At 53.8% G+C, this 23,035-nt stretch carries 21 protein-coding genes and 3 tRNA genes; 22 read left to right on the top strand and 2 right to left on the bottom strand.

Features of this window, described 5'->3' with window-relative positions; translation table 11 throughout:
• Window positions 1-14: 14 nt before the first annotated feature.
• The 4 genes from BJF97_RS08670 to BJF97_RS08655 all read left to right on the top strand — a co-directional run bounded on the left by BJF97_RS08670 (window position 15) and on the right by BJF97_RS08655 (window position 1,089).
• Window positions 15-91: transfer RNA gene (locus BJF97_RS08670), tRNA-Met, on the top strand.
• 45 nt (window positions 92-136) lie between these two features.
• A tRNA-Gln gene (locus BJF97_RS08665) sits at window positions 137-211 on the top strand.
• 97 nt (window positions 212-308) lie between these two features.
• Window positions 309-383 (top strand) — tRNA-Gln (locus BJF97_RS08660).
• A 124-nt stretch (window positions 384-507) separates the two neighbouring features.
• Window positions 508-1,089, top strand: a complete 582-nt coding sequence (locus tag BJF97_RS08655; protein WP_025106391.1) for a hypothetical protein — start codon at window positions 508-510, stop codon at window positions 1,087-1,089.
• 7 nt (window positions 1,090-1,096) lie between these two features.
• Here BJF97_RS08655 and ubiF read toward each other — a convergent pair whose 3' ends face one another.
• Window positions 1,097-2,272 (bottom strand): 3-demethoxyubiquinol 3-hydroxylase, encoded by a 1,176-nt coding sequence (ubiF, locus tag BJF97_RS08650; protein ID WP_032694323.1) that lies wholly within the window; start codon window positions 2,270-2,272, stop codon window positions 1,097-1,099.
• Between the two features lie 208 nt (window positions 2,273-2,480).
• Here ubiF and miaB point away from each other — a divergent pair, with 208 nt between their 5' ends.
• From miaB to BJF97_RS08595, 11 genes are all read left to right on the top strand, one after another.
• Window positions 2,481-3,905, top strand: a complete 1,425-nt coding sequence (miaB, locus tag BJF97_RS08645; RefSeq protein WP_004111391.1) for a tRNA (N6-isopentenyl adenosine(37)-C2)-methylthiotransferase MiaB — start codon at window positions 2,481-2,483, stop codon at window positions 3,903-3,905.
• A 144-nt stretch (window positions 3,906-4,049) separates the two neighbouring features.
• The gene (locus BJF97_RS08640) at window positions 4,050-5,096 is read left to right on the top strand and encodes a PhoH family protein (protein ID WP_004134159.1); all 1,047 of its coding nucleotides are present in this window, start codon (window positions 4,050-4,052) and stop codon (window positions 5,094-5,096) included.
• Window positions 5,093-5,560 carry an rRNA maturation RNase YbeY gene (ybeY, locus tag BJF97_RS08635; RefSeq protein WP_004130446.1) on the top strand — a complete coding sequence of 156 codons (468 nt, stop codon included), beginning with the start codon at window positions 5,093-5,095 and terminating at the stop codon, window positions 5,558-5,560. Before BJF97_RS08640 ends, ybeY begins: the two co-directional genes overlap by 4 nt.
• 98 nt (window positions 5,561-5,658) lie before the next feature.
• Window positions 5,659-6,537 (top strand): CNNM family magnesium/cobalt transport protein CorC, encoded by an 879-nt coding sequence (corC, locus tag BJF97_RS08630; RefSeq protein ID WP_004130445.1) that lies wholly within the window; start codon window positions 5,659-5,661, stop codon window positions 6,535-6,537.
• A gap of 22 nt (window positions 6,538-6,559) precedes the next feature.
• Window positions 6,560-8,098 (top strand): apolipoprotein N-acyltransferase, encoded by a 1,539-nt coding sequence (gene lnt, locus BJF97_RS08625; protein ID WP_014837813.1) that lies wholly within the window; start codon window positions 6,560-6,562, stop codon window positions 8,096-8,098.
• Between the two features lie 357 nt (window positions 8,099-8,455).
• Window positions 8,456-9,367, top strand: a complete 912-nt coding sequence (locus tag BJF97_RS08620; RefSeq protein WP_004848819.1) for an amino acid ABC transporter substrate-binding protein — start codon at window positions 8,456-8,458, stop codon at window positions 9,365-9,367.
• A gap of 163 nt (window positions 9,368-9,530) precedes the next feature.
• Window positions 9,531-10,271 (top strand): amino acid ABC transporter permease, encoded by a 741-nt coding sequence (locus tag BJF97_RS08615; protein WP_014837812.1) that lies wholly within the window; start codon window positions 9,531-9,533, stop codon window positions 10,269-10,271.
• A complete protein-coding gene (gene gltK, locus BJF97_RS08610) occupies window positions 10,271-10,945 on the top strand; it encodes a glutamate/aspartate ABC transporter permease GltK (RefSeq protein ID WP_004848815.1) in 675 nt (224 codons plus the stop codon). Before BJF97_RS08615 ends, gltK begins: the two co-directional genes overlap by 1 nt.
• A complete protein-coding gene (locus tag BJF97_RS08605; RefSeq protein WP_004100186.1) occupies window positions 10,945-11,670 on the top strand; it encodes an amino acid ABC transporter ATP-binding protein in 726 nt (241 codons plus the stop codon). The genes gltK and BJF97_RS08605 overlap by 1 nt, the downstream gene beginning before the upstream one ends.
• 371 nt (window positions 11,671-12,041) lie before the next feature.
• Window positions 12,042-13,709 carry a ShlB/FhaC/HecB family hemolysin secretion/activation protein gene (locus BJF97_RS08600; RefSeq protein WP_032694324.1) on the top strand — a complete coding sequence of 556 codons (1,668 nt, stop codon included), beginning with the start codon at window positions 12,042-12,044 and terminating at the stop codon, window positions 13,707-13,709.
• Between the two features lie 55 nt (window positions 13,710-13,764).
• On the top strand, window positions 13,765-15,552 hold the full coding sequence (locus tag BJF97_RS08595; RefSeq protein WP_032694326.1) for a filamentous hemagglutinin N-terminal domain-containing protein: 1,788 nt from the start codon (window positions 13,765-13,767) through the stop codon (window positions 15,550-15,552).
• Window positions 15,553-15,751: 199 nt separating this feature from the next.
• On the opposite strand, the gene BJF97_RS08590 is transcribed toward BJF97_RS08595, so the two are convergent.
• A complete protein-coding gene (locus tag BJF97_RS08590) occupies window positions 15,752-16,234 on the bottom strand; it encodes a zinc ribbon-containing protein (RefSeq protein ID WP_014228404.1) in 483 nt (160 codons plus the stop codon).
• Window positions 16,235-16,460: 226 nt separating this feature from the next.
• On the opposite strand from BJF97_RS08590, the gene leuS reads away from it, so the two are divergent.
• From leuS to rlmH, 7 genes are all read left to right on the top strand, one after another.
• Window positions 16,461-19,043 carry a leucine--tRNA ligase gene (gene leuS / locus BJF97_RS08585; protein ID WP_014228403.1) on the top strand — a complete coding sequence of 861 codons (2,583 nt, stop codon included), beginning with the start codon at window positions 16,461-16,463 and terminating at the stop codon, window positions 19,041-19,043.
• A gap of 14 nt (window positions 19,044-19,057) precedes the next feature.
• The gene (gene lptE / locus BJF97_RS08580) at window positions 19,058-19,648 is read left to right on the top strand and encodes an LPS assembly lipoprotein LptE (RefSeq protein WP_004130425.1); all 591 of its coding nucleotides are present in this window, start codon (window positions 19,058-19,060) and stop codon (window positions 19,646-19,648) included.
• Window positions 19,648-20,679 (top strand): DNA polymerase III subunit delta, encoded by a 1,032-nt coding sequence (gene holA, locus BJF97_RS08575; protein ID WP_032694328.1) that lies wholly within the window; start codon window positions 19,648-19,650, stop codon window positions 20,677-20,679. The genes lptE and holA overlap by 1 nt, the downstream gene beginning before the upstream one ends.
• On the top strand, window positions 20,672-21,322 hold the full coding sequence (gene nadD, locus BJF97_RS08570) for a nicotinate-nucleotide adenylyltransferase (RefSeq protein WP_032694329.1): 651 nt from the start codon (window positions 20,672-20,674) through the stop codon (window positions 21,320-21,322). The genes holA and nadD overlap by 8 nt, the downstream gene beginning before the upstream one ends.
• Window positions 21,323-21,368: 46 nt before the next feature.
• Entirely contained in the window at window positions 21,369-21,998 is a 630-nt protein-coding gene (locus tag BJF97_RS08565) for an adenosylcobalamin/alpha-ribazole phosphatase (RefSeq protein ID WP_032694330.1), read from the top strand.
• A 221-nt stretch (window positions 21,999-22,219) separates the two neighbouring features.
• Window positions 22,220-22,537 carry a ribosome silencing factor gene (gene rsfS / locus BJF97_RS08560; RefSeq protein WP_004100162.1) on the top strand — a complete coding sequence of 106 codons (318 nt, stop codon included), beginning with the start codon at window positions 22,220-22,222 and terminating at the stop codon, window positions 22,535-22,537.
• Between the two features lie 3 nt (window positions 22,538-22,540).
• On the top strand, window positions 22,541-23,008 hold the full coding sequence (rlmH, locus tag BJF97_RS08555) for a 23S rRNA (pseudouridine(1915)-N(3))-methyltransferase RlmH (RefSeq protein ID WP_004100160.1): 468 nt from the start codon (window positions 22,541-22,543) through the stop codon (window positions 23,006-23,008).
• Window positions 23,009-23,035: the final 27 nt, after the last annotated feature.

Below are 23,035 nucleotides of genomic sequence, written 5' to 3'. Positions count from 1 at the left end.
TAGAGTAAGATTTTGGCTACGTAGCTCAGCTGGTTAGAGCACATCACTCATAATGATGGGGTCACAGGTTCGAATCCCGTCGTAGCCACCATACAAAGGAATTATTGATTCAGTTCGATAAATCCAAAAGAATTGTTGGGGTATCGCCAAGCGGTAAGGCTCTGGTTTCTGATACCAGCATTCCGAGGTTCGAATCCTCGTACCCCAGCCAATTTTAAAAGTCGCCCACGCTGTGCGCGCACCCGTTGGAGTATCTCCAGGCGCTAAGCCACCGGTTTGCCCCCGGTACGAAATGGTCAACGTAAAATTGGGGTATCGCCAAGCGGTAAGGCACCGGATTCTGATTCCGGCATTCCGAGGTTCGAATCCTCGTACCCCAGCCAACAAAAAGCAAAAAGCTCGCTTCGGCGGGCTTTTTGCTTTATGAATTCCGAAAAAAGCTGACCTGAAGTGTACCTCGTTCTCAGCTCTGATAAATTACAGAGTCAATGAGTAAAAGGATTTACGATGAACTATCAGGTTTTCCCTCTCTTTACCCGCACCATAACCTTGCTCTTTTTTCTGATCGGCTTCGCTTTCTGCCTGTTCGGGATTTCAGCCTTACTAACCTACAGCATCGTGGTTGGTTTGTTTTTTCCCGTCGGCATATCCATGCGCCTGCATCGGCTCAACGAAACGGGCCTCGCGCTAACGCTCACCGAGGATACCCGCTGGATAACCTACATTCATGGCTTCCCGGCTAAGGAGCAGAGAGACGTCATTAAGAATCCCTGTTTTTGGTCAACAGAAAGAACGCGGCAATTTTTTCTTCGCTGCTTTGCGAGCAAGATGATTCTTCAGGCAGCATGTATCGCCATCCTTGCCTGTGACGTTCTGTCTTCCGAAGGCGACGCGGTAACTGCCATCCTTGCGCTGCTGGCGCTGCTGTTCCTGCTCTATATGTCAGGTAAAAGCGCCTATTCCTTCTATTTGCTCGCCACGAATCAGTGGCAGTGCGAATCCCTGACAACCTCTGGCGGCAGTATCTGGTATCAGGGATTCTTGCCCAAAAAAGAGGGTAAAGACACGCTGTTTGCGCGATTATTTTGAATGCGGATTATAGCCCCAACGCGTATTTCAACGCCTGACGCTTCAGTCCGCCGGCGCGCTCGGCCGCCATCAGCCCAATGTTTCTCAGCATACGCACCGGGGGGAGATCGTTGCTAAACCCGGCGTAAAACAGATCCATCCCAGACTGCATAATAAAGTTGTCAGCCTGACGGCGCGTCTGGTAGCGCTTAAGTACCGGCAGGCTGGCCCACTCTTCGCCGTGGGCTTTTGCTCTGCCAAGAATATCGAGCAGCGCATCGACATCGCGATAGCCGAGGTTAACCCCCTGCCCCGCCAGCGGATGAATGGTGTGCGCAGCATCGCCCACCAGCGCCAGCCCCGGCTTAACATACTGCAATGCGTGACGGCGGGTGAGCGGGAAGGCGCCCGCGCTCAGCGGCGTAATCTCTCCCAGCCGCGACGGGAAGTGGCGAGTAATTTCCTGCTGTAGCTGAGCCATACTCATGCCCTGCAGCTGGCGGATCCGCGCCGGCGCGTCGTACCACACCAGCGAGGCCCAATGATCGAACAGCGGTAAAAACGCGCGCGGCCCCGCCGGAGTGAACTGCTGCCAGGTACTGTCGCCGGGATCGTCCGCACACTGTACGCTGATCAACATACAGGATTGCTGGTACTGCCACGCGTGGATGCCGATTCCGGCCAGCTGACGCACCTGCGAACTGGCGCCGTCCGCGCCCACCACCAGCCGCGCATCAAGCTGGCTGCCGTCGGTCAGCGTTAAGGAGGCGTACGTTTCTTCCAGACGCATCTCCTGGAGCGATGTTCCCACCTGCAGCGATATGCGCTCATGGGCTTCCAGCGCCTGCCACAGGGCTCGCTGCAGGACGTTATTCTCCACCATATAGCCCAGTTCCGGCAGCTTCAGCTCCGCGGCGTTGAAGACAACATGCGCGCTTTCCCACTCCCAGGTTTCTAGCTGGCGGTACGCATGGGCGCGCATGGACCGCACGCTGTCCCAGACGCCGAGGCCTCTCAGCAGCCCTACCGATGACGCGCTGATTGCCGAAATACGCACGTCAGGCGGTGAAGACGCATCAAAAACCGGTGGCGCGTTTTTTTCAATGACCGTCACCGTAAAGCCCTGCTGCGCCAGGCCAAGCGCGAGGGCGCCGCCAACCATCCCGCCGCCGACGATAACGACATCTGTTGCATGAATTGTCATGACTATTATCCTTAAACCCGAATCCCCTCAGTTTACCGGATTTTTATTCGGCTTGTGGTGATTACGGTCGTACTGGTCAGGGCGCGGTCAAAGCATTACAATACGCGCCCTGCAATCCTGGCTTTATATCCGTCACCCTTCACATTGCAGAGCAACATCCGGTGAAGACGCTGACTTTGGGTATACCTAATTAAGCATGAGCAAGTCGATGACAAAAAAACTCCATATTAAAACCTGGGGCTGTCAGATGAACGAATACGATTCATCAAAGATGGCCGATCTGCTGGATGCCACCCACGGGTATCAACTCACTGAAGTGGCGGAAGAAGCGGATGTGCTGCTGCTCAATACCTGCTCAATCCGTGAGAAGGCTCAGGAAAAAGTATTCCATCAGCTAGGACGCTGGAAGCTGCTGAAAGAGAAGAATCCCAACCTGATCATCGGCGTTGGCGGCTGCGTAGCCTCTCAGGAAGGCGACCATATTCGCCAGCGCGCCCACTACGTCGATATTATTTTTGGGCCGCAGACCCTGCACCGTCTGCCGGAAATGATCAACTCGGTACGAGGCAACCGCAGCCCGGTCGTCGATATCAGCTTCCCGGAAATCGAAAAATTCGACCGCCTGCCGGAACCGCGCGCCGAAGGCCCAAGCGCCTTTGTTTCCATCATGGAAGGCTGCAACAAGTACTGCACCTACTGCGTGGTGCCTTACACCCGCGGTGAGGAAGTGAGCCGCCCAAGCGACGATATCCTGTTTGAAATCGCCCAGCTTGCGGCTCAGGGCGTCCGTGAAGTCAACCTGCTCGGGCAGAACGTAAACGCCTGGCGCGGGGAAAACTATGACGGCACCACCGGTAGCTTTGCCGATCTCCTGCGTCTGGTTGCGGCGATCGACGGTATCGACCGGATCCGCTTTACCACCAGCCATCCCATCGAGTTCACCGACGATATCATCGAGGTTTACCGCGATACGCCGGAGCTGGTCAGCTTCCTGCACCTGCCGGTGCAGAGCGGTTCCGACCGCGTGCTGAACCTGATGGGCCGAACCCACACGGCGCTGGAATATAAAGCGATTATCCGCAAACTGCGCGCGGCGCGTCCGGATATTCAGATCAGCTCCGACTTCATCGTCGGCTTCCCTGGCGAAACCACCCAGGATTTCGAGCAGACCATGAAGCTGATTGCCGATGTGAATTTCGATATGAGCTACAGCTTCATCTTCTCCGCGCGTCCGGGAACGCCGGCGGCCGATATGGTTGACGACGTACCGGAAGAGGACAAGAAGCAGCGTTTGTATATTCTGCAGGAGCGCATCAACCAGCAGGCGATGGCCTGGAGCCGCCGTATGCTCGGCACCGTGCAGCGCATTCTGGTGGAAGGCACCTCACGTAAGAGCATCATGGAGCTGTCTGGCCGCACCGAAAATAACCGCGTGGTGAACTTCGAAGGCTCTCCTGAGATGATCGGCAAGTTTGTCGATGTCGAGATCACCGACGTCTGGACAAACTCCCTGCGCGGTAAAGTGGTGCGCACCGAGGACGAAATGGGTCTGCGCATCGCGGAAACCCCGGAGTCGGTAATTGCCCGCACCCGTAAAGAAAACGATCTTGGCGTCGGTATCTACCAGCCATAATCCGTTCAGGCCTGCCGGCTCCGGCAGGCCTTGTATTTCCTCTCCTGAACCCAATATCTATAGCGATGCTTGCGCCATATTCCGATGACGTGAATAATTTCCTGACCGGCTACCTTCCGGCTATCTATGTATAAGAGGAACAGCTTGAATACAGACACTCGCGAAATCACCCTTGAGCCCGCGGACAACGCCCGTCTGCTGAGCCTGTGCGGCCCGTTTGATGACAACATTAAACAGCTGGAACGCCGCCTCGGCATCGAGATTAACCGTCGTGACAACCACTTTAAACTGACCGGTCGGCCGATTTGCGTCACCGCTGCGGCGGATATCCTGCGCAGTCTGTACGTCGATACCGCGCCGATGCGCGGCGAAATTCAGGATATTGAACCGGAACAAATTCATCTGGCGATCAAAGAAGCCCGCGTGCTGGAGCAGAGCGCCGAAAGCGTGCCGGACTACGGTAAGGCCATCAATATCAAAACCAAGCGCGGCGTGATTAAACCGCGTACGCCGAATCAGGCGCAGTACATCGCCAATATTCTTGACCACGACATTACCTTCGGCGTCGGTCCTGCCGGGACCGGGAAAACCTACCTGGCGGTCGCCGCCGCGGTAGACGCGCTGGAGCGCCAGGAGATCCGCCGTATTCTTCTGACCCGTCCGGCGGTTGAGGCCGGCGAAAAACTGGGCTTCCTGCCCGGCGATTTGAGCCAGAAAGTCGATCCGTACCTGCGGCCCCTTTACGACGCGCTGTTCGAGATGCTCGGCTTCGAGAAAGTCGAAAAGTTGATTGAGCGCAACGTGATTGAAGTCGCGCCGCTGGCCTATATGCGCGGCCGTACGCTGAACGATGCGTTTATCATTCTCGACGAAAGCCAGAACACGACCATTGAACAGATGAAAATGTTCCTGACCCGTATCGGCTTTAACTCTAAGGCGGTCATTACCGGCGACGTCACGCAGATTGACCTGCCGCGCAGCACCAAATCGGGCCTGCGCCATGCGATTGAAGTGCTGGCGGAAGTCGATGAGATCAGCTTCAACTTCTTCCATAGCGAAGACGTCGTGCGCCACCCGGTGGTCGCCCGCATCGTTAACGCCTATGAAGCCTGGGAAGAAGCAGACCAGAAACGTAAAGCAGAACTGGCCGCCGAGCGCAAACGCGAAGCCCAGGAACAGGAGCATAAATGAGTCAGGTCATTCTCGATTTACAGCTGGCTTGCGAAGATAACAGCGGAATGCCGGATGAAGCCCTGTTTCAGCGCTGGGTCGATAGCGTTATCCCGCAGTTTCAGGAAGAGTCGGAGCTGACGATTCGCCTGGTTGATGAAGCGGAAAGCCACGAGCTGAACCTGACCTATCGCGGGAAGGACAAACCGACTAACGTGCTCTCTTTCCCGTTCGAAGCCCCGCCGGGTATCGAAATGCCGCTGCTTGGCGACCTGGTCATCTGCCGTCAGGTGGTTGAACAGGAAGCGAAAGAGCAAGGTAAACCGCTGGAAGCGCACTGGGCGCATATGGTGGTCCACGGTAGCCTGCATCTTTTGGGCTATGACCACATCATTGATGAAGAAGCGGAAGAGATGGAATCCCTCGAAACAGAGATAATGCTTGCTCTGGGCTATGAGGATCCGTACATTGCCGAGAAGGAATAACCCGTTGCCGGCTTTGCCGGCGACTGGCCGCTATGCCGGGCGCTGAGTATACGCGTGACGAGCGACTATTTAACTAACATGAGAACCCATACGACGCCATGAGCGACGACAATTCACACAGTAGCGACACAGTAAACAGCAAAAAGGGATTCTTCTCCCTGTTACTCAGCCAGCTCTTTCACGGTGAACCCAAAAATCGTGACGAACTGCTGGCGCTGATCCGTGATTCCGGGCAAAACGACCTTATCGACGAAGATACGCGCGATATGCTCGAAGGGGTAATGGATATTGCCGACCAGCGCGTCCGCGACATCATGATCCCCCGCTCGCAGATGATTACCCTGAAACGCAACCAGACGCTGGACGAGTGCCTCGATGTCATCATCGAATCGGCCCACTCGCGTTTCCCGGTGATCAGCGAAGATAAAGATCACATCGAAGGGATTCTGATGGCCAAAGATCTGCTGCCGTTTATGCGCAGCGATGCCGAAGCCTTCAGCATGGAAAAAGTGTTGCGTCCGGCGGTTGTCGTGCCCGAGAGCAAGCGGGTTGACCGCATGCTGAAGGAGTTTCGCTCCCAACGTTACCATATGGCTATCGTTATCGATGAGTTTGGCGGCGTCTCAGGTCTGGTGACCATTGAAGATATCCTTGAGCTCATCGTCGGTGAAATAGAAGACGAATACGACGAAGAAGAAGATATCGATTTCCGTCAGCTGAGCCGCCACACGTGGACGGTGCGCGCGCTGGCCTCAATCGAAGATTTCAACGAAGCGTACGGCACCCACTTCAGCGATGAAGAGGTCGACACCATCGGCGGTCTGGTCATGCAGGCGTTTGGTCATCTGCCTGCCCGCGGCGAGTCTATCGACATTGATGGTTACCAATTCAAGGTCGCAATGGCTGACAGTCGACGTATTATTCAGGTACATGTAAAGCTTCCTGATGATGCCCCGCAGCCGAAGCTGGAAGACTAATCCAACGGGACGATTAACCTAAATGGTATTTGCCTCTCTTATTGAACGCCAGCGCGTACGTTTGCTGCTGGCGCTGTTATTCGGAGCCAGCGGAACGCTGGCTTTTTCACCTTATGACTTCTGGCCAGCAGCCCTTATTTCGTTAATTGGCCTGCAAGGTTTAACCCTCAATCGACGTCCCCTGCAAAGCGCCGCGATTGGCTATTTCTGGGGGTTAGGGCTGTTCGGCTCCGGTATTAACTGGGTCTACGTGAGCATCGCGCAGTTCGGCGGCATGCCCGGTCCGGTCAACGTTTTCCTGGTGGTGCTGCTGGCGGCCTATCTGTCGCTCTATACCGGATTATTTGCCGGCATTCTTTCGCGCCTGTGGCCAAAAACCAGCTGGATACGCGTGGCTATCGCCGCGCCGGTGGTGTGGCAAATCAGCGAATTTCTGCGCGGCTGGGTGCTCACCGGCTTCCCGTGGCTACAGTTCGGCTACAGTCAGATTGACGGCCCGCTCAAAGGCCTGGCTCCCGTGATGGGCGTTGAGGCGATTAACTTCCTGCTGATGCTTGTCAGCGGCCTGCTGGTATTGGCCATCGCGCAGCGTAACTGGAAGCCGCTGATCGCCGCCGTCGTGCTGTTCGCCCTGCCCTTCCCGCTTCGCTATATTCAGTGGTATCAACCGCTGCCGGCGCGCGCGACCACGGTTTCGCTGGTACAGGGCGATATCCCCCAGGCGATGAAATGGGACCAGAATCAGCTGCTCAACACCCTGAAAACCTATCTGGATCTCACCCAGCCGCATATGGGTAAATCGCAGCTGATCGTCTGGCCGGAGTCCGCGATTCCGGATCTGGAAATTAACCAGCAGCGCTTCCTCAGCATGATGGACGACCTGATGCGGTCGAAAAATAGCTCGCTGATCACCGGCATCGTCGATGCGCGTCTGAACGCGCGCAATCGCTACGATACGTACAACACCATTATTACGCTGGGCAAAGATAACCCGTACAGCTACGACTCAAAGAATCGCTACAACAAGAATCATCTGGTGCCGTTTGGTGAGTTTGTGCCGCTGGAATCGATTCTGCGTCCGCTGGCGCCGTTCTTCGACCTGCCAATGTCCTCTTTCAGCCGCGGGCCGTACGTGCAGCCGCAGCTGGTGGCGCATAATATGCGTCTGACGGCGGCTATCTGCTACGAGATCATTCTTGGCGAGCAGGTGCGGGATAACTTCCGCCCGGATACGGATTTTCTGTTAACTATTTCGAATGACGCATGGTTCGGCAAATCTATCGGCCCGTGGCAGCACTTCCAGATGGCGCGGATGCGCGCGCTGGAGCTGGCCCGTCCGCTGCTGCGCAGCACCAATAACGGCATTACCGCGGTCATCGGCCCGCGCGGTGAAATACAGGAGATGATCCCACAGTTCACCCGCGCCGTATTAACCACCAAAGTGACCCCAACGGCAGGACTGACGCCGTACGCGCGTACGGGGAACTGGCCGCTGTGGGCGTTAACCGCCTTGTTTGGCTTTGCTGCGCTGCTGATGAGCCTGCGCCAGCGCCGTCAATAATTGCTTCTCCCGCGGCGGCATTCGTCGCCGCGGTCATCCCCCCTTCTTATCCATTCTGGCACGACCATTGCTTAATAAATTCATGTCGCAACGCGATCCTCGGGGGTACAACCCGGTTGCACCACCATCGATCGTCAGGCGGCGCTATTTTGGTGCAATGGGGGATTTTTGCCTTTAAATGGTGCGGTGCGCTTCGCAAAAATCAACAATATAAGAGCAAAATCTTTACATTAAGCCAAACTAAATGCTAACAAACACATACAAATGCTGCACGCAAAGACGGCAGCGATAAAAAAGCACACACATTCACAATGGGTATCAATAGCGTCTGACGGCGCTGAGGATAAGGAGTCGGATATGCAATTACGTAAACTGGCCGCAGCAATGCTGGTCATGGGCCTCACCGCTGGGGTGGCGCATGCAGAAGATGCGGCATCCACCGCTGGCCAGAGCACTCTGGATAAAATTGCCAAAAACGGCGTTATCGTCGTTGGTCACCGTGAATCATCCGTTCCGTTCTCTTACTATGACAACAAGCAGCAGGTCGTTGGCTACTCCCAGGACTACTCGAATGCGATCGTTGATGCCATCAAGAAGAAGCTGAACAAACCGGATCTGCAGGTCAAACTGATCCCGGTTACCTCACAAAACCGTATTCCGCTGCTGCAAAACGGCACGTATGATTTCGAATGCGGCTCCACCACCAACAACCTTGAGCGCCAGAAACAGGCGGCCTTCTCCGATACGATTTTCGTCGTCGGTACCCGTCTGCTGGTGAAAAAAGGCGGCGCGATTAAAGATTTCCCGGATCTGAAGGATAAAGCCGTCGTCGTCACCTCCGGCACCACCTCCGAAATTCTGCTGCACAAGCTGAACGACGAGAAAAAAATGAATATGCGTATTATCAGCGCAAAAGATCACGGTGACTCTTTCCGTACTCTGGAAAGCGGTCGCGCGGTGGCCTTTATGATGGATGACGCGCTGCTGGCGGGCGAACGTGCGAAAGCGAAGAAACCGGATAACTGGGAGATTGTCGGTACCGCTCAGTCTCAGGAAGCCTACGGCTGCATGCTGCGCAAAGATGACCCGCAGTTCAAAACGCTGGTCGATGAGACGGTCGCCCAGGTTCAGACCTCCGGTGAAGCCGAAAAATGGTTCGATAAGTGGTTTAAAAATCCTATTCCGCCAAAGAACCTGAATATGAACTTTGAACTCTCTGACGAGATGAAAGCGCTGTTCAAATCACCTAACGATAAAGCTCTTAACTAATTAAAAAAACAAAGGGCGGGGAATCCTGCCCTCCCGATTGTTGCTACGGCGCGGACAGACTATACGGCGGCTGGTCGTTCCCCAGCGGCCGCGAATACCGAAACAGGCTGAGCAACAATCTTCGAGGGTAGCGCTGCTACCCTTTTTTTTCCAGGAGTCATTTATGTCAATAGACTGGAACTGGGGGATATTCCTGCAACAGGCCCCGTTCGGCAACACCACCTATTTAGGCTGGCTGTGGAGTGGTTTTCAGATCACCGTCACCCTGTCGGTAACGGCCTGGATTATCGCGTTCTTTGTAGGTTCGCTCTTCGGTATTCTCCGTACGGTCCCGAACCGTCTGCTGTCGACTATCGGCACCTGCTACGTTGAACTTTTTCGTAACGTTCCGCTTATCGTTCAATTTTTCACCTGGTATCTGGTGGTGCCTGAACTGCTGCCGGAAAACATCGGCATGTGGTTTAAGTCCGAGCTGGATCCGAATATTCAGTTTTTCGTTTCTTCGATGCTGTGTCTGGGATTGTTTACCGCCGCGCGCGTCTGCGAGCAGGTTCGTTCCGGTATTCAATCCCTGCCGCGCGGCCAGAAAAACGCCGGGCTGGCGATGGGGCTAACGCTCCCGCAAACCTACCGTTACGTTCTGCTGCCCAACGCCTATCGCGTTATCGTGCCGCCAATGACCTCTGAAATGATGAACCTGGTGAAAAACTCGGCCATCGCCTCCACCATTGGTCTTGCCGATATGGCCGCGCAGGCGGGTAAGCTGCTGGACTACTCGGCCCATGCCTGGGAATCGTTTACCGCTATCACCCTCGCCTACGTGTTTATCAACGCCGTTATTATGCTGATCATGTACGTGGTCGAACGTAAAGTCCGCCTGCCGGGCAATATGGGGGGTAAATAATGTACGATTTTGACTGGAGCTCCATTATTCCTTCCATGCCATACCTGCTGGCAGGGCTGGTGATTACCTTAAAAATTACCGTGACCGCGATTGTTGTCGGGATTGTGTGGGGGACGATCCTGGCCGTTATGCGCCTGTCGAGCTTCCTGCCGCTGGCGTGGTTCGCCAAAACCTACGTTAACGTTTTCCGCTCCATTCCGCTGGTGATGGTACTGCTGTGGTTTTATCTGATTGTTCCCGGGTTCCTGCAGAACGTGCTTGGCCTGTCGCCGAAAACCGATATCCGCCTGATTTCAGCGATGATCGCCTTCTCCATGTTTGAAGCGGCCTATTACTCGGAAATTATCCGTGCCGGCATTCAGAGCATCTCGCGCGGCCAGTCCAGCGCCGCGCTGGCGCTGGGCATGACCCACTGGCAATCCATGAAGCTGGTGATTCTGCCGCAGGCCTTCCGCGCCATGGTACCGCTGCTGCTGACTCAGGGCATCGTACTATTTCAGGATACCTCGCTGGTCTATGTCCTGAGCCTGGCCGACTTTTTCCGCACCGCCTCGACTATCGGCGAGCGTGATGGAACCCAGGTAGAGATGATCCTGTTCGCAGGCGCCGTATATTTTGTGTTTAGTCTCAGCGCATCGCTGTTGGTCAGCTGGTTGAAGAAAAGGACTGTGTAATGATTACCCTGAAAAATGTTTCAAAATGGTATGGTCACTTTCAGGTGCTGACCGATTGCTCCACGGAAGTGAAAAAAGGCGAAGTGGTGGTGGTCTGCGGGCCTTCGGGCTCGGGTAAATCAACGCTGATTAAAACCGTAAACGGCCTTGAGCCCATTCAGCAAGGTCAAATCATCGTCGACGGCACCACCGTCAACGATAAAAAGACCAACCTGGCCAAACTGCGCTCGCGCGTCGGGATGGTATTCCAGCACTTTGAGCTGTTCCCTCACTTATCGATTATCGATAACCTCACCCTGGCGCAGGTCAAGGTACTCAATCGCGATAAAGCCGCCTCCCGGGCAAAAGGGCTTAAGCTGCTGGAACGCGTGGGGCTTTCCGCTCATGCCGAAAAATTCCCCGCCCAGCTCTCGGGTGGCCAACAGCAGCGCGTGGCCATCGCCCGCGCGCTGTGTATGGATCCTATCGCCATGCTGTTTGATGAACCCACCTCCGCGCTGGATCCGGAGATGATTAACGAAGTGCTGGACGTCATGGTTGAACTGGCGAACGAAGGGATGACTATGATGGTGGTCACCCATGAAATGGGCTTTGCGCGTAAGGTAGCCAACCGGGTTATCTTTATGGATGAAGGAAAAATTGTCGAAGACGCCGATAAAGAAGCGTTTTTTGCTAACCCGCAATCTGAACGCGCCAAAGACTTCCTCGCCAAAATTCTGCACTAACCTTCCGGCGTGTACGGTACCGTACACGCCTTTTATCTCTTCCCGCTCCTGTCTCTCTCCATAGTTATGGCAATAGTTTCGTTGCTCTCAAATACGCGTCATAAATATATCCAGCCTCACGCCAAATAATTCACGACCTGAAACGCTCAATTCAACAAAAATTCACGCTTTACATCGTGGATTACCTAATCTGCCGTAGATAACATGGCGCAGATTTGACAACAACGCTGAGCACCGGCAGCGTTTTTTTTTGATTTTAGAAAAGTAAGATTCTTAAGATTGAGTACCCGGCTTCGTTAACCATACTCAGTGAACGCTAAACATTCTTGACAAGGCTATAACGGACGAATGAAACAAATGGATATTGCTTCGTGAATAATAAAAGTCTCATAACCGCCCTTTCTCTTTATATTCTGCTAACCGCGTCGACATTGGCGAATGTATCGATTAGTAATACCAATCAGGTGGAACAGGATAAGGCACGTCAAAGCGCATTGGCACCAGCACAGCAGGAATATTCGACATCAGGTAGAGGATCGCAAAAATATAAACTTGCCTTTCCACTGGAAGCAACCTGTCGATATATCAACCATGTTGAAATTATTTCCGCTGACCACAAGCTGACCCTCGGTCTGTTAGGTAATATCGCTCGCCAGGCTGAAAAAAAGTGTCTGGGTATTGAAGGCATACGTCTACTCACCACAACCTTGCAAAATGAACTTATTGCCCGGGGATATATCACGTCGCTTATTGATGTACCTTCACAGTCCCTGAATGATGGCATTCTGAGCATCACGTTGAGCTATGGCTATATCGGTAATATTAGCTGGGCTTCCGACAATAGCGCGACAACCAGCCTGTGGAATGCCATACCGGCTAAAACAGGAGATATCCTGAAGCTAACCGAACTGGAACAGGGAATGGCTAACTTACAGCGTTTACCCGGCTCATCGGCGCAGATGAAAATCATGCCGGGTAAGAACAATGCGGAAAGCGACATCCAAATATCCCGGTATCTGGCACGAAACTGGCAAGTAGGCGCATGGCTGGATGATGCCGGAAGCCGTAGCAGCGGGCGTTACCAGGCCGGTGGCGCGCTTTATCTTTACGACCTGACGACGCTAAATGACATACTCTATTTATCCATGGGGGGCGATGTCGAGTTTAATCAACATAACGATGGTAATCAGAATAAAAGCCTCTATTATTCTATTCCCTTTGGATTTTGGTCGCTCAATCTTTACGGTTCACAAAGTGAATATCGTCAGCAGTTCAATGGTAGATACTCTACCATTGAATATAAAAGCAAAAATGATTATGCCAGCGCAACCTTAACGCGTTTACTTTCGCATACCCGTCAGCAAAAAACGACTGTTGATGCGCGAATATCTAAAAGCACCTCACATTACTATTTTGGCGGTAGTGAATTGAGCGTTATGCGCAAACAGAATCCTGCCTGGGATATTACTGTACATCAACAACGATATTTTACTCATACAATCATAGATGCCAGCCTGGGCGTACAGCGTAGCCTTCCGTGGCTCAGTTCAGTACCAACCCCTGAGGAAAAAGCCGGTCTGTACAGTAAGCTTTCGCGCATTATTCATGCCGACCTTCAAGCCCTAATGAAGTTTGAATTGACGGGAGATAAATTCAGCTATGCCCCACATGTCAATATACAAATCAGTCCCGACATCTTATCCGTAGATAATCAATTTAATATAGGTAATCGCTGGACGGTACGAGGCTTTGACGGTGAAAGAACCCTTTCAGGAAATCAAGGCTGGTACTGGCGCAATGATTTCATCTGGGATATGCCCGCCCCGGAACAACAGCTGTACTTAGGCATAGATGTTGGGCGCATTACAGGAACAGAACAGTACGGAAATGGCAAAGTCATATCTGGCGCCAGTATGGGAGTGCGCGGGAGCGTTATTGCTACTCAATATGATTTTTTCCTGGGAACACCGCTGGTAAAGCCAAACGGTTTTCATACAGACCCTGTGAACCTGGGGTTTTCATTACAATGGAGGTATTAAAGTCAGTTTTTCAACGTATCGGTTAACTTCATTTATTTTTAAAGGACTATATTAAATGTTTAAATTCAAATTATCCTATGTTGTGCTAGCAGCAGCCTTGAGCTCAACCTTCGTTTATGCCGACCCGACAACCTATACTCATTTATCAGGCGTCAAGGTCATCGATATTGAAAAACCCAATGCCGCCGGCGTCTCACATAATATGTATCGTGAGTTTAACGTTGATAGTAAAGGTGTCGTTCTTAACAATAGCACCAGCGATCTCACACACGGGACCTTAGGAAATATTGCTAAAAATAACAATCTGACCAATGGTAGTGCTTCTGTTATTCTTAACGAAGTCACCTCAAATCGTGCCAGCTCACTGAATGGATTTATTGAAGTCGCGGGTCAACGCGCTGATGTTGTTATTGCTAACCCCAATGGCATTTCCTGCTCAGGATGTAGTTTCATTAACACCAATAAGGCGATTTTAACGACCGGAAAGGTGACTTTTTCTGATACTGGCGCGATCGCCAGCTATGACGTAACCGGTGGCAAGTTGTCCATCGACAAAAAAGGAATGGATGCGAGCAATAGCTATGCTGTACTGCTCGCCGATGCGATAGCCATTAACGGTGCGGTTAATGCAAAGAACGCAATAGTGGGTGCAGGAAACTTCACGTTTGATAACGGCTCAGGCGCGATAACCTCAGCGGGTAAATCAGCAACGGCGCTGCAGTATCTTTACCCTGAATATAGTATCGACATTAGTAATCTTGGTGGCATCAAAGCCAATAGTATTACTATGGTTGGCAATAATTTAGGTTTTGGCGTTCGAAATAAAGGCGCTATTGTTGCTAACACCAGCCTCTCTTTGACCAGCTTTGGCTCACTCACCAACGAAGGCTCTATCGCCAGCAATGGTATGATGACTCAGGTAGTCTCTGCAGGCAATTTTAAAAATACGGGAAATATATCCTCGAATAATATCACCCTACTGAACAGCCTCAGTTCGATAAGCAATAGTGGAACCATTTCCAGCACAGGAAATTTATTAGTCAACGCATCCGGAAATATCGAAAATACGGGTAAATTCAAAGCGTCCACCACATTAAACGTAATGACTAACAGTAACCTGAAAACAACGTATGGTTCCAGTTTACTTTCAGATAATCAGCTGATAGTCACCGCTGCCGGTAATATTGACAACGGAGGTTCAACCAGAAGTAAAAACACAACGGTGACCTTTGGGGGGGATTCGCTTAAAGTCACTGGCAATATTTTTGGCTACGATACTCTGCTGGTTCAGGCGCAAAAAAATGAACAGATGACGTCCGGGGAGATTAGCAACTTTGGTACTACCTCCGGCGGCAACGTGACCATAAAAACCAATGGTACTCTGGCATTAAAAAAAGGGAGTTTTATGGAAGCTGCTGATACGCTGACAACAAAAAGCTACCTGCTTAATAATGAAGGCTACATCGGGGCGAATACAATAGCTATTGATAACTATGTCACCCACAACTATGGGGCTATTGTTGGTCAGTATAATGTTGGCGTTAAAACCTATCACGAGCTTTATAATGAAGGTGAAATTTCAAGCTCATCAAATATGACGCTGGATACCCAAAATTACGGTGATATCACAAACCGTTCTCTTATCAGGGCTGACGGCACTTTAACCATGACGGCTAAAAAAGTGGTTAACGGAGGGTATCGCTGCGGTTTCCTTAATCTGGCAACCTGTGGCAAAGGCACGATTTCCACTAATAATCTGGTTTTAAATTCATCACATAAATACGCCAGTGAAATGGGGGGCACTCAGCAGTTTAAGAGCGCGACCATTAACACTATCAATTAACATGACGTTATCATCGAAGATGCGCTTCTCTTTTTAATAAAGATCTTATGCTGGTGCTTCGGCACCAGCATTTTTATGCATACTGATGAAGGGTTAGCCTGCCCTTTAAAAGGAAGGCCAATATATCAACGCGCTTTATATTGGCTCTCGGGCTGGCTTAACGCCTGTGTAAAAGGCTCCGCAGATATCTACCGCGTATTTACGGCTCGAATGGCCGGCGCTGGAACTGATCGTGCCCGCATTTTGGACAACGCGGTAGCACATCCGGCGTATAAACCGGCAGATGGTAATGGCACTTCTCACACACCAGATTGCCGAGCCCCACGACTTCGCCGCTGTGATAGACGCCGTGGTGGCTGAGATCCTGGAACACCTCGCGCCACTCAAGCTGAGTTTTATCGGTGATATCCGCCAGCTCCTGCCACAGGCTCTCTTTGATCACCCGCATAAAGACGCTATCAGTCAGCTCATCCTGACTCTCTTCATAACTGAGCGCGAACTCTTCCAGGTCGCGTCTGACTGCGCGGATCACATTCTCGATTTCGCTCTGCGTTAACTCGCCGGACTGGCTAATCTTGACCCTGGCCTGCTCCACCAGCGCATCAATATCGCGTTCTCCATTGCGTAACCGCTCGCTGAGCGTCGACACCAGCTCTCGGTAGAATTGAGCAACCTTGTTCATCTTTTCGCCTCCGGTGTGGTTAACTTCTTCTTATGATAGACGTTATCTGCGGATTGCTCTGCCAGCCAACCCACAGAGTCACGAAATATTCTCCACCGCTTTCATCTCTGTAAGTGTGTGAAAGGCTGTTTTGACGTTGGCGTTTGGGCTATGCTATGCCGATCTGAAATAACACATCCATTGGCTACATTTTGTAGCTGTATTGAAAACAGGACCACTGGCTGCCATGCAAGAGCAATACCGCCCGGAAGAGATAGAATCAAAAGTCCAGCAACACTGGGACGAGAAGCGTACCTTTGAAGTTACCGAAGACGAGAGCAAAGAGAAGTATTACTGCCTGTCGATGCTTCCCTATCCTTCTGGTCGACTACACATGGGCCACGTGCGCAACTATACCATCGGCGACGTGATTTCCCGTTACCAGCGTATGTTGGGCAAAAATGTCCTGCAGCCTATCGGCTGGGATGCGTTTGGTCTGCCTGCGGAAGGCGCCGCGGTGAAAAACAACACCGCTCCGGCCCCGTGGACCTACGACAATATCGCCTACATGAAAAACCAGCTGAAAAAGCTGGGCTTCGGCTATGACTGGAGCCGTGAAGTGGCAACCTGCACCCCGGAATACTACCGCTGGGAGCAGAAGTTCTTCACCGAGCTGTATAAAAAGGGGCTGGTCTATAAAAAAACCTCCGCGGTAAACTGGTGCCCGAACGATCAGACCGTTCTGGCGAATGAACAGGTTATCGACGGCTGCTGCTGGCGCTGCGACACGAAAGTTGAGCGTAAAGAGATCCCGCAGTGGTTTATCAAAATCACCGCCTACGCTGACGAGCTGCTGAACGATCTGGATAACCTGGATCACTGGCCAGATACCGTTAAAACCATGCAGCGCAACTGGATTGGCCGCTCCGAAGGCGTCGAAATCTCCTTCGACGTTAACGACTACGCCGACAAGCTGACCGTTTATACTACCCGCCCGGACACCTTTATGGGCTGTACCTACCTGGCCGTCGCTGCGGGTCACCCGCTGGCGCAGCAGGCAGCAGCCAATAACCCCGCGCTGGCGACGTTTATCGACGAATGCCGTAACACCAAAGTTGCCGAAGCCGAAATGGCAACCATGGAGAAAAAAGGCGTCGATACCGGCTATAAAGCGATTCACCCGCTGACCGGCGAAGCGATCCCGGTATGGGCGGCAAACTTTGTGCTGATGGAGTACGGCACCGGCGCGGTGATGGCCGTTCCGGGTCACGATCAGCGCGACTACGAGTTTGCCAGCAAGTACGGTCTCAACATCAAGCCGGTCATCCTGGCCGCTGATGGCTCCGAACCCGATCTCTCCGAACAGGCGCTGACCGAAAAAGGCGTGCTGTTCAACTCCGGCGAATTCGACGGTCTGGATCACGAAGCTGGCTTTAATGCCATCGCGGATAAGCTCGCGTCTCTTGGCGTCGGCGAACGTAAAGTGAACTACCGTCTGCGCGACTGGGGCGTTTCCCGTCAGCGCTACTGGGGTGCGCCGATCCCAATGGTGACCCTTGAAGACGGTACCGTGATGCCGACGCCAGAAGATCAGCTGCCGGTTATTCTGCCGGAAGACGTCGTGATGGACGGCATCACCAGCCCAATCAAAGCCGATCCTGAGTGGGCGAAAACCACCGTTAACGGCCAGCCGGCGCTGCGCGAAACCGATACGTTTGACACCTTTATGGAGTCCTCCTGGTACTACGCGCGCTACACCTGCCCGCAGTACGACCAGGGTATGCTCGACCCGGAAGCGGCCAACTACTGGCTGCCGGTCGATATCTATATCGGCGGTATCGAACACGCCATTATGCACCTGCTCTATTTCCGCTTCTTCCACAAGCTGATGCGCGACGCGGGCATGGTGAACTCTGACGAACCGGCTAAACAGCTGCTTTGCCAGGGCATGGTGCTGGCAGATGCCTTCTACTATGTTGGCGAAAACGGCGAGCGTAACTGGGTCTCTCCGAAAGAGGCGACCACCGAGCGCGACGAGAAAGGGCGTATCGTTAAAGCCTTCGATCCGCAGGGTCGCGAGCTGGTCTATACCGGCATGAGCAAGATGTCCAAGTCGAAAAACAACGGCATCGACCCGCAGGAGATGGTGGAACGCTACGGCGCGGACACCGTGCGCCTGTTTATGATGTTCGCTTCTCCGGCCGACATGACGCTGGAGTGGCAGGAATCCGGCGTGGAAGGTGCGAACCGCTTCCTGAAACGCGTCTGGAAACTGGTTTACGAACACACTACCCTGGGTGAAGCCCCTGCGCTGGACGTTGCCAGCCTCAGCGAAGATCAAAAAGCGCTGCGTCGCGACGTGCACAAAACCATCGCGAAAGTGACCGATGACATCGGCCGTCGTCAGACCTTCAACACCGCGATTGCGGCGATTATGGAGCTGATGAACAAGCTGGCGAAAGCGCCGCAGGAAAACGATCAGGATCGCGCGCTGATGCGTGAGGCCCTGCTGGCCGTGGTTCGCATGCTCAACCCGTTCACCCCGCACGCCAGCTTTACCCTGTGGCAGGAGCTGGGCGGCGAAGGCGATATTGACAACACGCCGTGGCCGGTCGCTGATGAAAGCGCAATGGTTGAAGACACGACTCTGGTCGTGGTCCAGGTAAATGGTAAAGTTCGTGGTAAAATTACCGTTGCGGTGGATGCAACTGAAGAGCAGGTTCGTGAGCGCGCGGGTCAGGAGCATCTGGTCGCGAAATATCTCGACGGTGTGACCGTACGTAAAGTGATCTACGTTCCGGGTAAACTGCTCAATCTGGTCGTTGGCTAAGCGCAGGAGGAAGCGTGCGATATCTGGCAACATTGTTGTTATCTTTGGCGGTGTTAATCACCGCCGGTTGCGGCTGGCACCTGCGTAGCACTACGCAGGTTCCGACCGCAATGAAAACCATGATCTTCCAGTCGGGCGATCCCAATGGACCATTAAGTCGTGCTGTCCGTAATCAGCTGCGTCTGAACGGCGTTGAACTGGTCGATAGCAGTACCCTGCGCAAGGATATTCCTTCCCTGCGTCTGGAGACATCGTCCATTCAGAAAGATACAGCATCTATTTTCCAGGACGGCCGTACTGCGGAATATCAGATGGTGATGACGGTAAATGCCAGCGTCCTGATCCCAGGCCATGATATCTATCCCATCACGACCAAAGTCTACCGCTCGTTCTTCGATAACCCGCAGGCGGCGTTAGCGAAAGATGCCGAGCAGGACATGATCGTTCAGGAAATGTACGACAAAGCCGCGGAGCAGCTGATCCGTAAGCTGCCGAGCGTACACGTTGCGGATGTCGAAGCCACCAAAGAGGATGAGAAGCCGGTCACGACGACCCCAGCCGCTTCAACCTCCGGCAATCGCGTCTCCACCACGCTGGGTAACTGATGATTCGGTTGTACCCGGAACAGCTCCGCGCGCAGCTCACTGAAGGGCTGCGCGCGGCCTATCTGCTGCTTGGCAACGATCCGCTGCTGTTGCAGGAAAGCCAGGACGCCATCCGCGAAGCCGCGGCCGCCCAGGGCTTTATCGAACATCACACCGCCACCGTTGATGCCAGTACCGACTGGCCTGCCCTGTTCTCGTTAAGTCAGGCCATGAGCCTGTTTTCCAGCCGCCAGACGCTGCTGCTCATCCTGCCCGATAATGGCCCTAATGCGGCAATTAACGAACAGCTCGCGACGCTTGTCGGCATGCTGCATGACGATTTATTGCTCATCGTTCGCGGTAATAAGCTGACGAAAGCGCAGGAGAACGCCGCGTGGATGACGGCGCTGACCAGCCGGGCGGTGCAGGTAAGCTGCCAGACGCCGGAATATGCCCAGCTGCCGCGCTGGCTCGCCGCGCGCGCGAAGCAGAATAATCTGCAGCTTGATGACGCGGCCAGTCAGCTGCTGTGCTACTGCTATGAAGGTAATCTGCTGGCGCTGGCGCAGGCTCTGGAGCGTCTGTCGCTGCTGTGGCCGGACGGTAAACTGACGCTGCCGCGGGTTGAGCAGGCGGTGAATGATGCCGCGCATTTCACCCCCTATCACTGGGTTGATGCGCTGCTGGCCGGGAAAAGTAAGCGCGTACTCCACGTTCTGCAACAGCTGCGTCTGGAAGGCAGCGAGCCCGCTATCCTGCTGCGCACCCTACAGCGCGAGCTGCTGCTGCTGGTCAACCTGAAGCGGCAGTCGGCCCATACGCCGCTGCGTTCGCTGTTTGACAGACATCGCGTGTGGCAGAACCGCCGCCAGCTGGTGAGCGATGCGCTGGCCCGCCTCAGCGCCGACCAGCTGCGCCAGGCCGTCACGTTGCTGACCCGTGCCGAACTCACCTTCAAGCAGGATTACGGGCACTCCGTATGGCCCGAGCTGGAAAGTCTCTCTTTATTGCTCTGCCATAAAGCGCTGGCAGACGTTTTTATTGATGGTTGATATGACTCAGTTACTGGCAATGTACGGCGGCACCTTCGATCCGGTGCATTATGGTCACCTTAAACCGGTGGAAATTCTGGCCAACCAGATTGGCCTTAATCAAGTCACCATCGTGCCCAACAACGTGCCGCCGCACCGCCCGCAGCCCGAAGCCACCAGCGACCAACGCAGGCATATGCTGGAGCTGGCCATCGCGGATAAGCCGCTGTTTATTCTCGACGATCGCGAACTCAAGCGCGACACGCCGTCATACTCCGCGCAAACCCTGCGCGAGTGGCGCCAGGAGCAAGGGCCAAAACGTTCGCTGGCGTTTATTATTGGCCAGGATTCGCTGCTCACCTTTACCACCTGGCACGACTATGAAAGCATTCTTGATAACGTGCATCTGATCGTTTGCCGACGCCCGGGCTATCCGCTGACCATGGCGTGCGAGCAGGATCAGCAGTGGCTGGACAAACATCTCACTCATGACGTCGAGCGGATGCATAGCAGCCCGGCGGGGGTTATCTACCTGGCCGAAACGCCGTGGTTTGATATCTCAGCCACCCTGATTCGCCAGCGTCTTGAATCCGGCGAATCCTGCGCGGACATGCTGCCGGAAAGCGTACTCGACTATATCCATGAGCAGAAGCTCTACTGCTAGCCTTGCCACAAGGAGAGTCTCATAGACTCCTTTCGAGAGGGTCATCATGAAGTTATGGTTAGTTCGTCATGGCGAAACCGAGGCCAACGTCGCGGGCCTCTATAGCGGGCACGCGCCCACTGCGTTAACCGAGCGCGGAATCAAACAAGCGCAAACGCTGGGAAAGCGGCTGCGGGCCGTCCCGTTTCAGCGCGCGTTTTGCAGTGAGCTTGAGCGCACCCAGAGCACGGCCAGCCTCCTGCTGGGCGACCGTAACGTCCCCCGCCAGTCCTTCGCCGCGCTCAATGAAATGTTCTTCGGCGACTGGGAAATGCGCCACCACCGCGATTTACAGCAGGAAGATGCCGAAAACTACGCCGCATGGTGCGCCGACTGGCAGCACGCGGCACCCACCAACGGGGAGGGCTTCCAGGCGTTTGCCGAACGCGTCCGCGGCTTTACCGTCACCCTCTCTCAGTTTCGGGAACTTGACCATCTGCTTATCGTCGGCCATCAGGGCGTGCTTAGTCTCTTAGTCGCGCAACTTCTGAACATGCCGGATTCGGCGATGTGGCACTTCCCCATCGAGCATGGCGCGTGGAGCCTTGTCGATCTCCAGCCTGATTTCACCACGCTGCGCGTACTAAATAGCCGGGCCGTTTGGCTGGCGGAAGAAGAATTGCGCGCAGACCATTGACAGTGCAAAGCAGGCTGTTATTCTCCGCAGCCAGGCTGCATCCGCCATTTGAACTTTGCAGAAATTGTTTTACAAAAATGGCGATGCAATCATCGGCGATGGATGGGATGATAGCCGCCTTCACCGCCCGTTTATCGACATTTATCCCGACTTTGCCAACAGTTCGGGTATACTGTCAGGCTGTTTATTGTTATCACTCTTCACACACCCAGGGGGAACTCTTGCAGGGTAAAGCACTCCAGGATTTTGTTATCGACAAAATTGATGACCTGAAAGGTCAGGACATCGTAGCCATTGACGTTCATGGCAAATCCAGCATTACAGATTGCATGGTTATCTGCACAGGCACTTCCACGCGCCATGTTATGTCCATTGCCGACCACGTTGTGCAGGAGTCTCGCGCCGCCGGGATGCTGCCGCTGGGCGTTGAAGGCGAAGCCGCCGCGGACTGGATCGTGGTCGATCTCGGCGACGTTATGGTTCACGTTATGCAGGAAGAGAGCCGTCGTCTGTACGAGCTGGAAAAACTCTGGAGTTAGCGCGTGAAGCTGCACCTGGTAGCCGTTGGCACCAAAATGCCGGACTGGGTTCAGACCGGCTTTAGCGAATATCTGCGCCGTTTTCCAAAGGATATGCCGTTCGAACTGGTGGAAATTCCCGCCGGTAAACGCGGTAAAAACGCCGACATCAAGCGCATTCTCGAAAAAGAAGGTGAAATGATGCTGGCGGCTGCAGGCAAAAACCGCATCGTCACCCTGGATATTCCGGGGAAACCTTGGGATACGCCGCAGCTGGCGCGCGAACTGGAACGCTGGAAACAGGATGGCCGCGACGTTAGCCTGCTTATCGGCGGCCCGGAAGGCCTTTCACCCGCCTGCAAAGCGGCGGCGGAACAAAGTTGGTCGCTCTCAACGCTCACCCTACCTCACCCGCTGGTTCGCGTACTGGTGGCCGAGAGTCTGTATCGGGCGTGGAGCATTACCACCAACCACCCTTACCACCGTGAGTAATGATGACCAGGGTAGACTAAGCAGCGA

This window comes from Klebsiella sp. LTGPAF-6F, assembly GCF_001753185.1.
Taxonomy (GTDB): Bacteria; Pseudomonadota; Gammaproteobacteria; order Enterobacterales; family Enterobacteriaceae; genus Klebsiella; species Klebsiella michiganensis.
This window is presented reverse-complemented; position numbering and strand designations above follow the sequence as displayed.

Excerpts from the sequence above, each read along its gene's own strand:
- BJF97_RS08655 (WP_025106391.1), top strand. The coding sequence starts at position 508 with ATGAACTATCAGGTTTTCCCTCTCTTTACCCGCACCATAACCTTGCTC.
- ubiF (WP_032694323.1), bottom strand. The coding sequence starts at position 2,272 with ATGACAATTCATGCAACAGATGTCGTTATCGTCGGCGGCGGGATGGTT.
- miaB (WP_004111391.1), top strand. The coding sequence starts at position 2,481 with ATGACAAAAAAACTCCATATTAAAACCTGGGGCTGTCAGATGAACGAA.
- ybeY (WP_004130446.1), top strand. The coding sequence starts at position 5,093 with ATGAGTCAGGTCATTCTCGATTTACAGCTGGCTTGCGAAGATAACAGC.
- corC (WP_004130445.1), top strand. The coding sequence starts at position 5,659 with ATGAGCGACGACAATTCACACAGTAGCGACACAGTAAACAGCAAAAAG.
- lnt (WP_014837813.1), top strand. The coding sequence starts at position 6,560 with ATGGTATTTGCCTCTCTTATTGAACGCCAGCGCGTACGTTTGCTGCTG.
- BJF97_RS08620 (WP_004848819.1), top strand. The coding sequence starts at position 8,456 with ATGCAATTACGTAAACTGGCCGCAGCAATGCTGGTCATGGGCCTCACC.
- BJF97_RS08615 (WP_014837812.1), top strand. The coding sequence starts at position 9,531 with ATGTCAATAGACTGGAACTGGGGGATATTCCTGCAACAGGCCCCGTTC.
- gltK (WP_004848815.1), top strand. The coding sequence starts at position 10,271 with ATGTACGATTTTGACTGGAGCTCCATTATTCCTTCCATGCCATACCTG.
- BJF97_RS08605 (WP_004100186.1), top strand. The coding sequence starts at position 10,945 with ATGATTACCCTGAAAAATGTTTCAAAATGGTATGGTCACTTTCAGGTG.
- BJF97_RS08595 (WP_032694326.1), top strand. The coding sequence starts at position 13,765 with ATGTTTAAATTCAAATTATCCTATGTTGTGCTAGCAGCAGCCTTGAGC.
- BJF97_RS08590 (WP_014228404.1), bottom strand. The coding sequence starts at position 16,234 with ATGAACAAGGTTGCTCAATTCTACCGAGAGCTGGTGTCGACGCTCAGC.
- leuS (WP_014228403.1), top strand. The coding sequence starts at position 16,461 with ATGCAAGAGCAATACCGCCCGGAAGAGATAGAATCAAAAGTCCAGCAA.
- holA (WP_032694328.1), top strand. The coding sequence starts at position 19,648 with ATGATTCGGTTGTACCCGGAACAGCTCCGCGCGCAGCTCACTGAAGGG.
- nadD (WP_032694329.1), top strand. The coding sequence starts at position 20,672 with ATGGTTGATATGACTCAGTTACTGGCAATGTACGGCGGCACCTTCGAT.
- BJF97_RS08565 (WP_032694330.1), top strand. The coding sequence starts at position 21,369 with ATGAAGTTATGGTTAGTTCGTCATGGCGAAACCGAGGCCAACGTCGCG.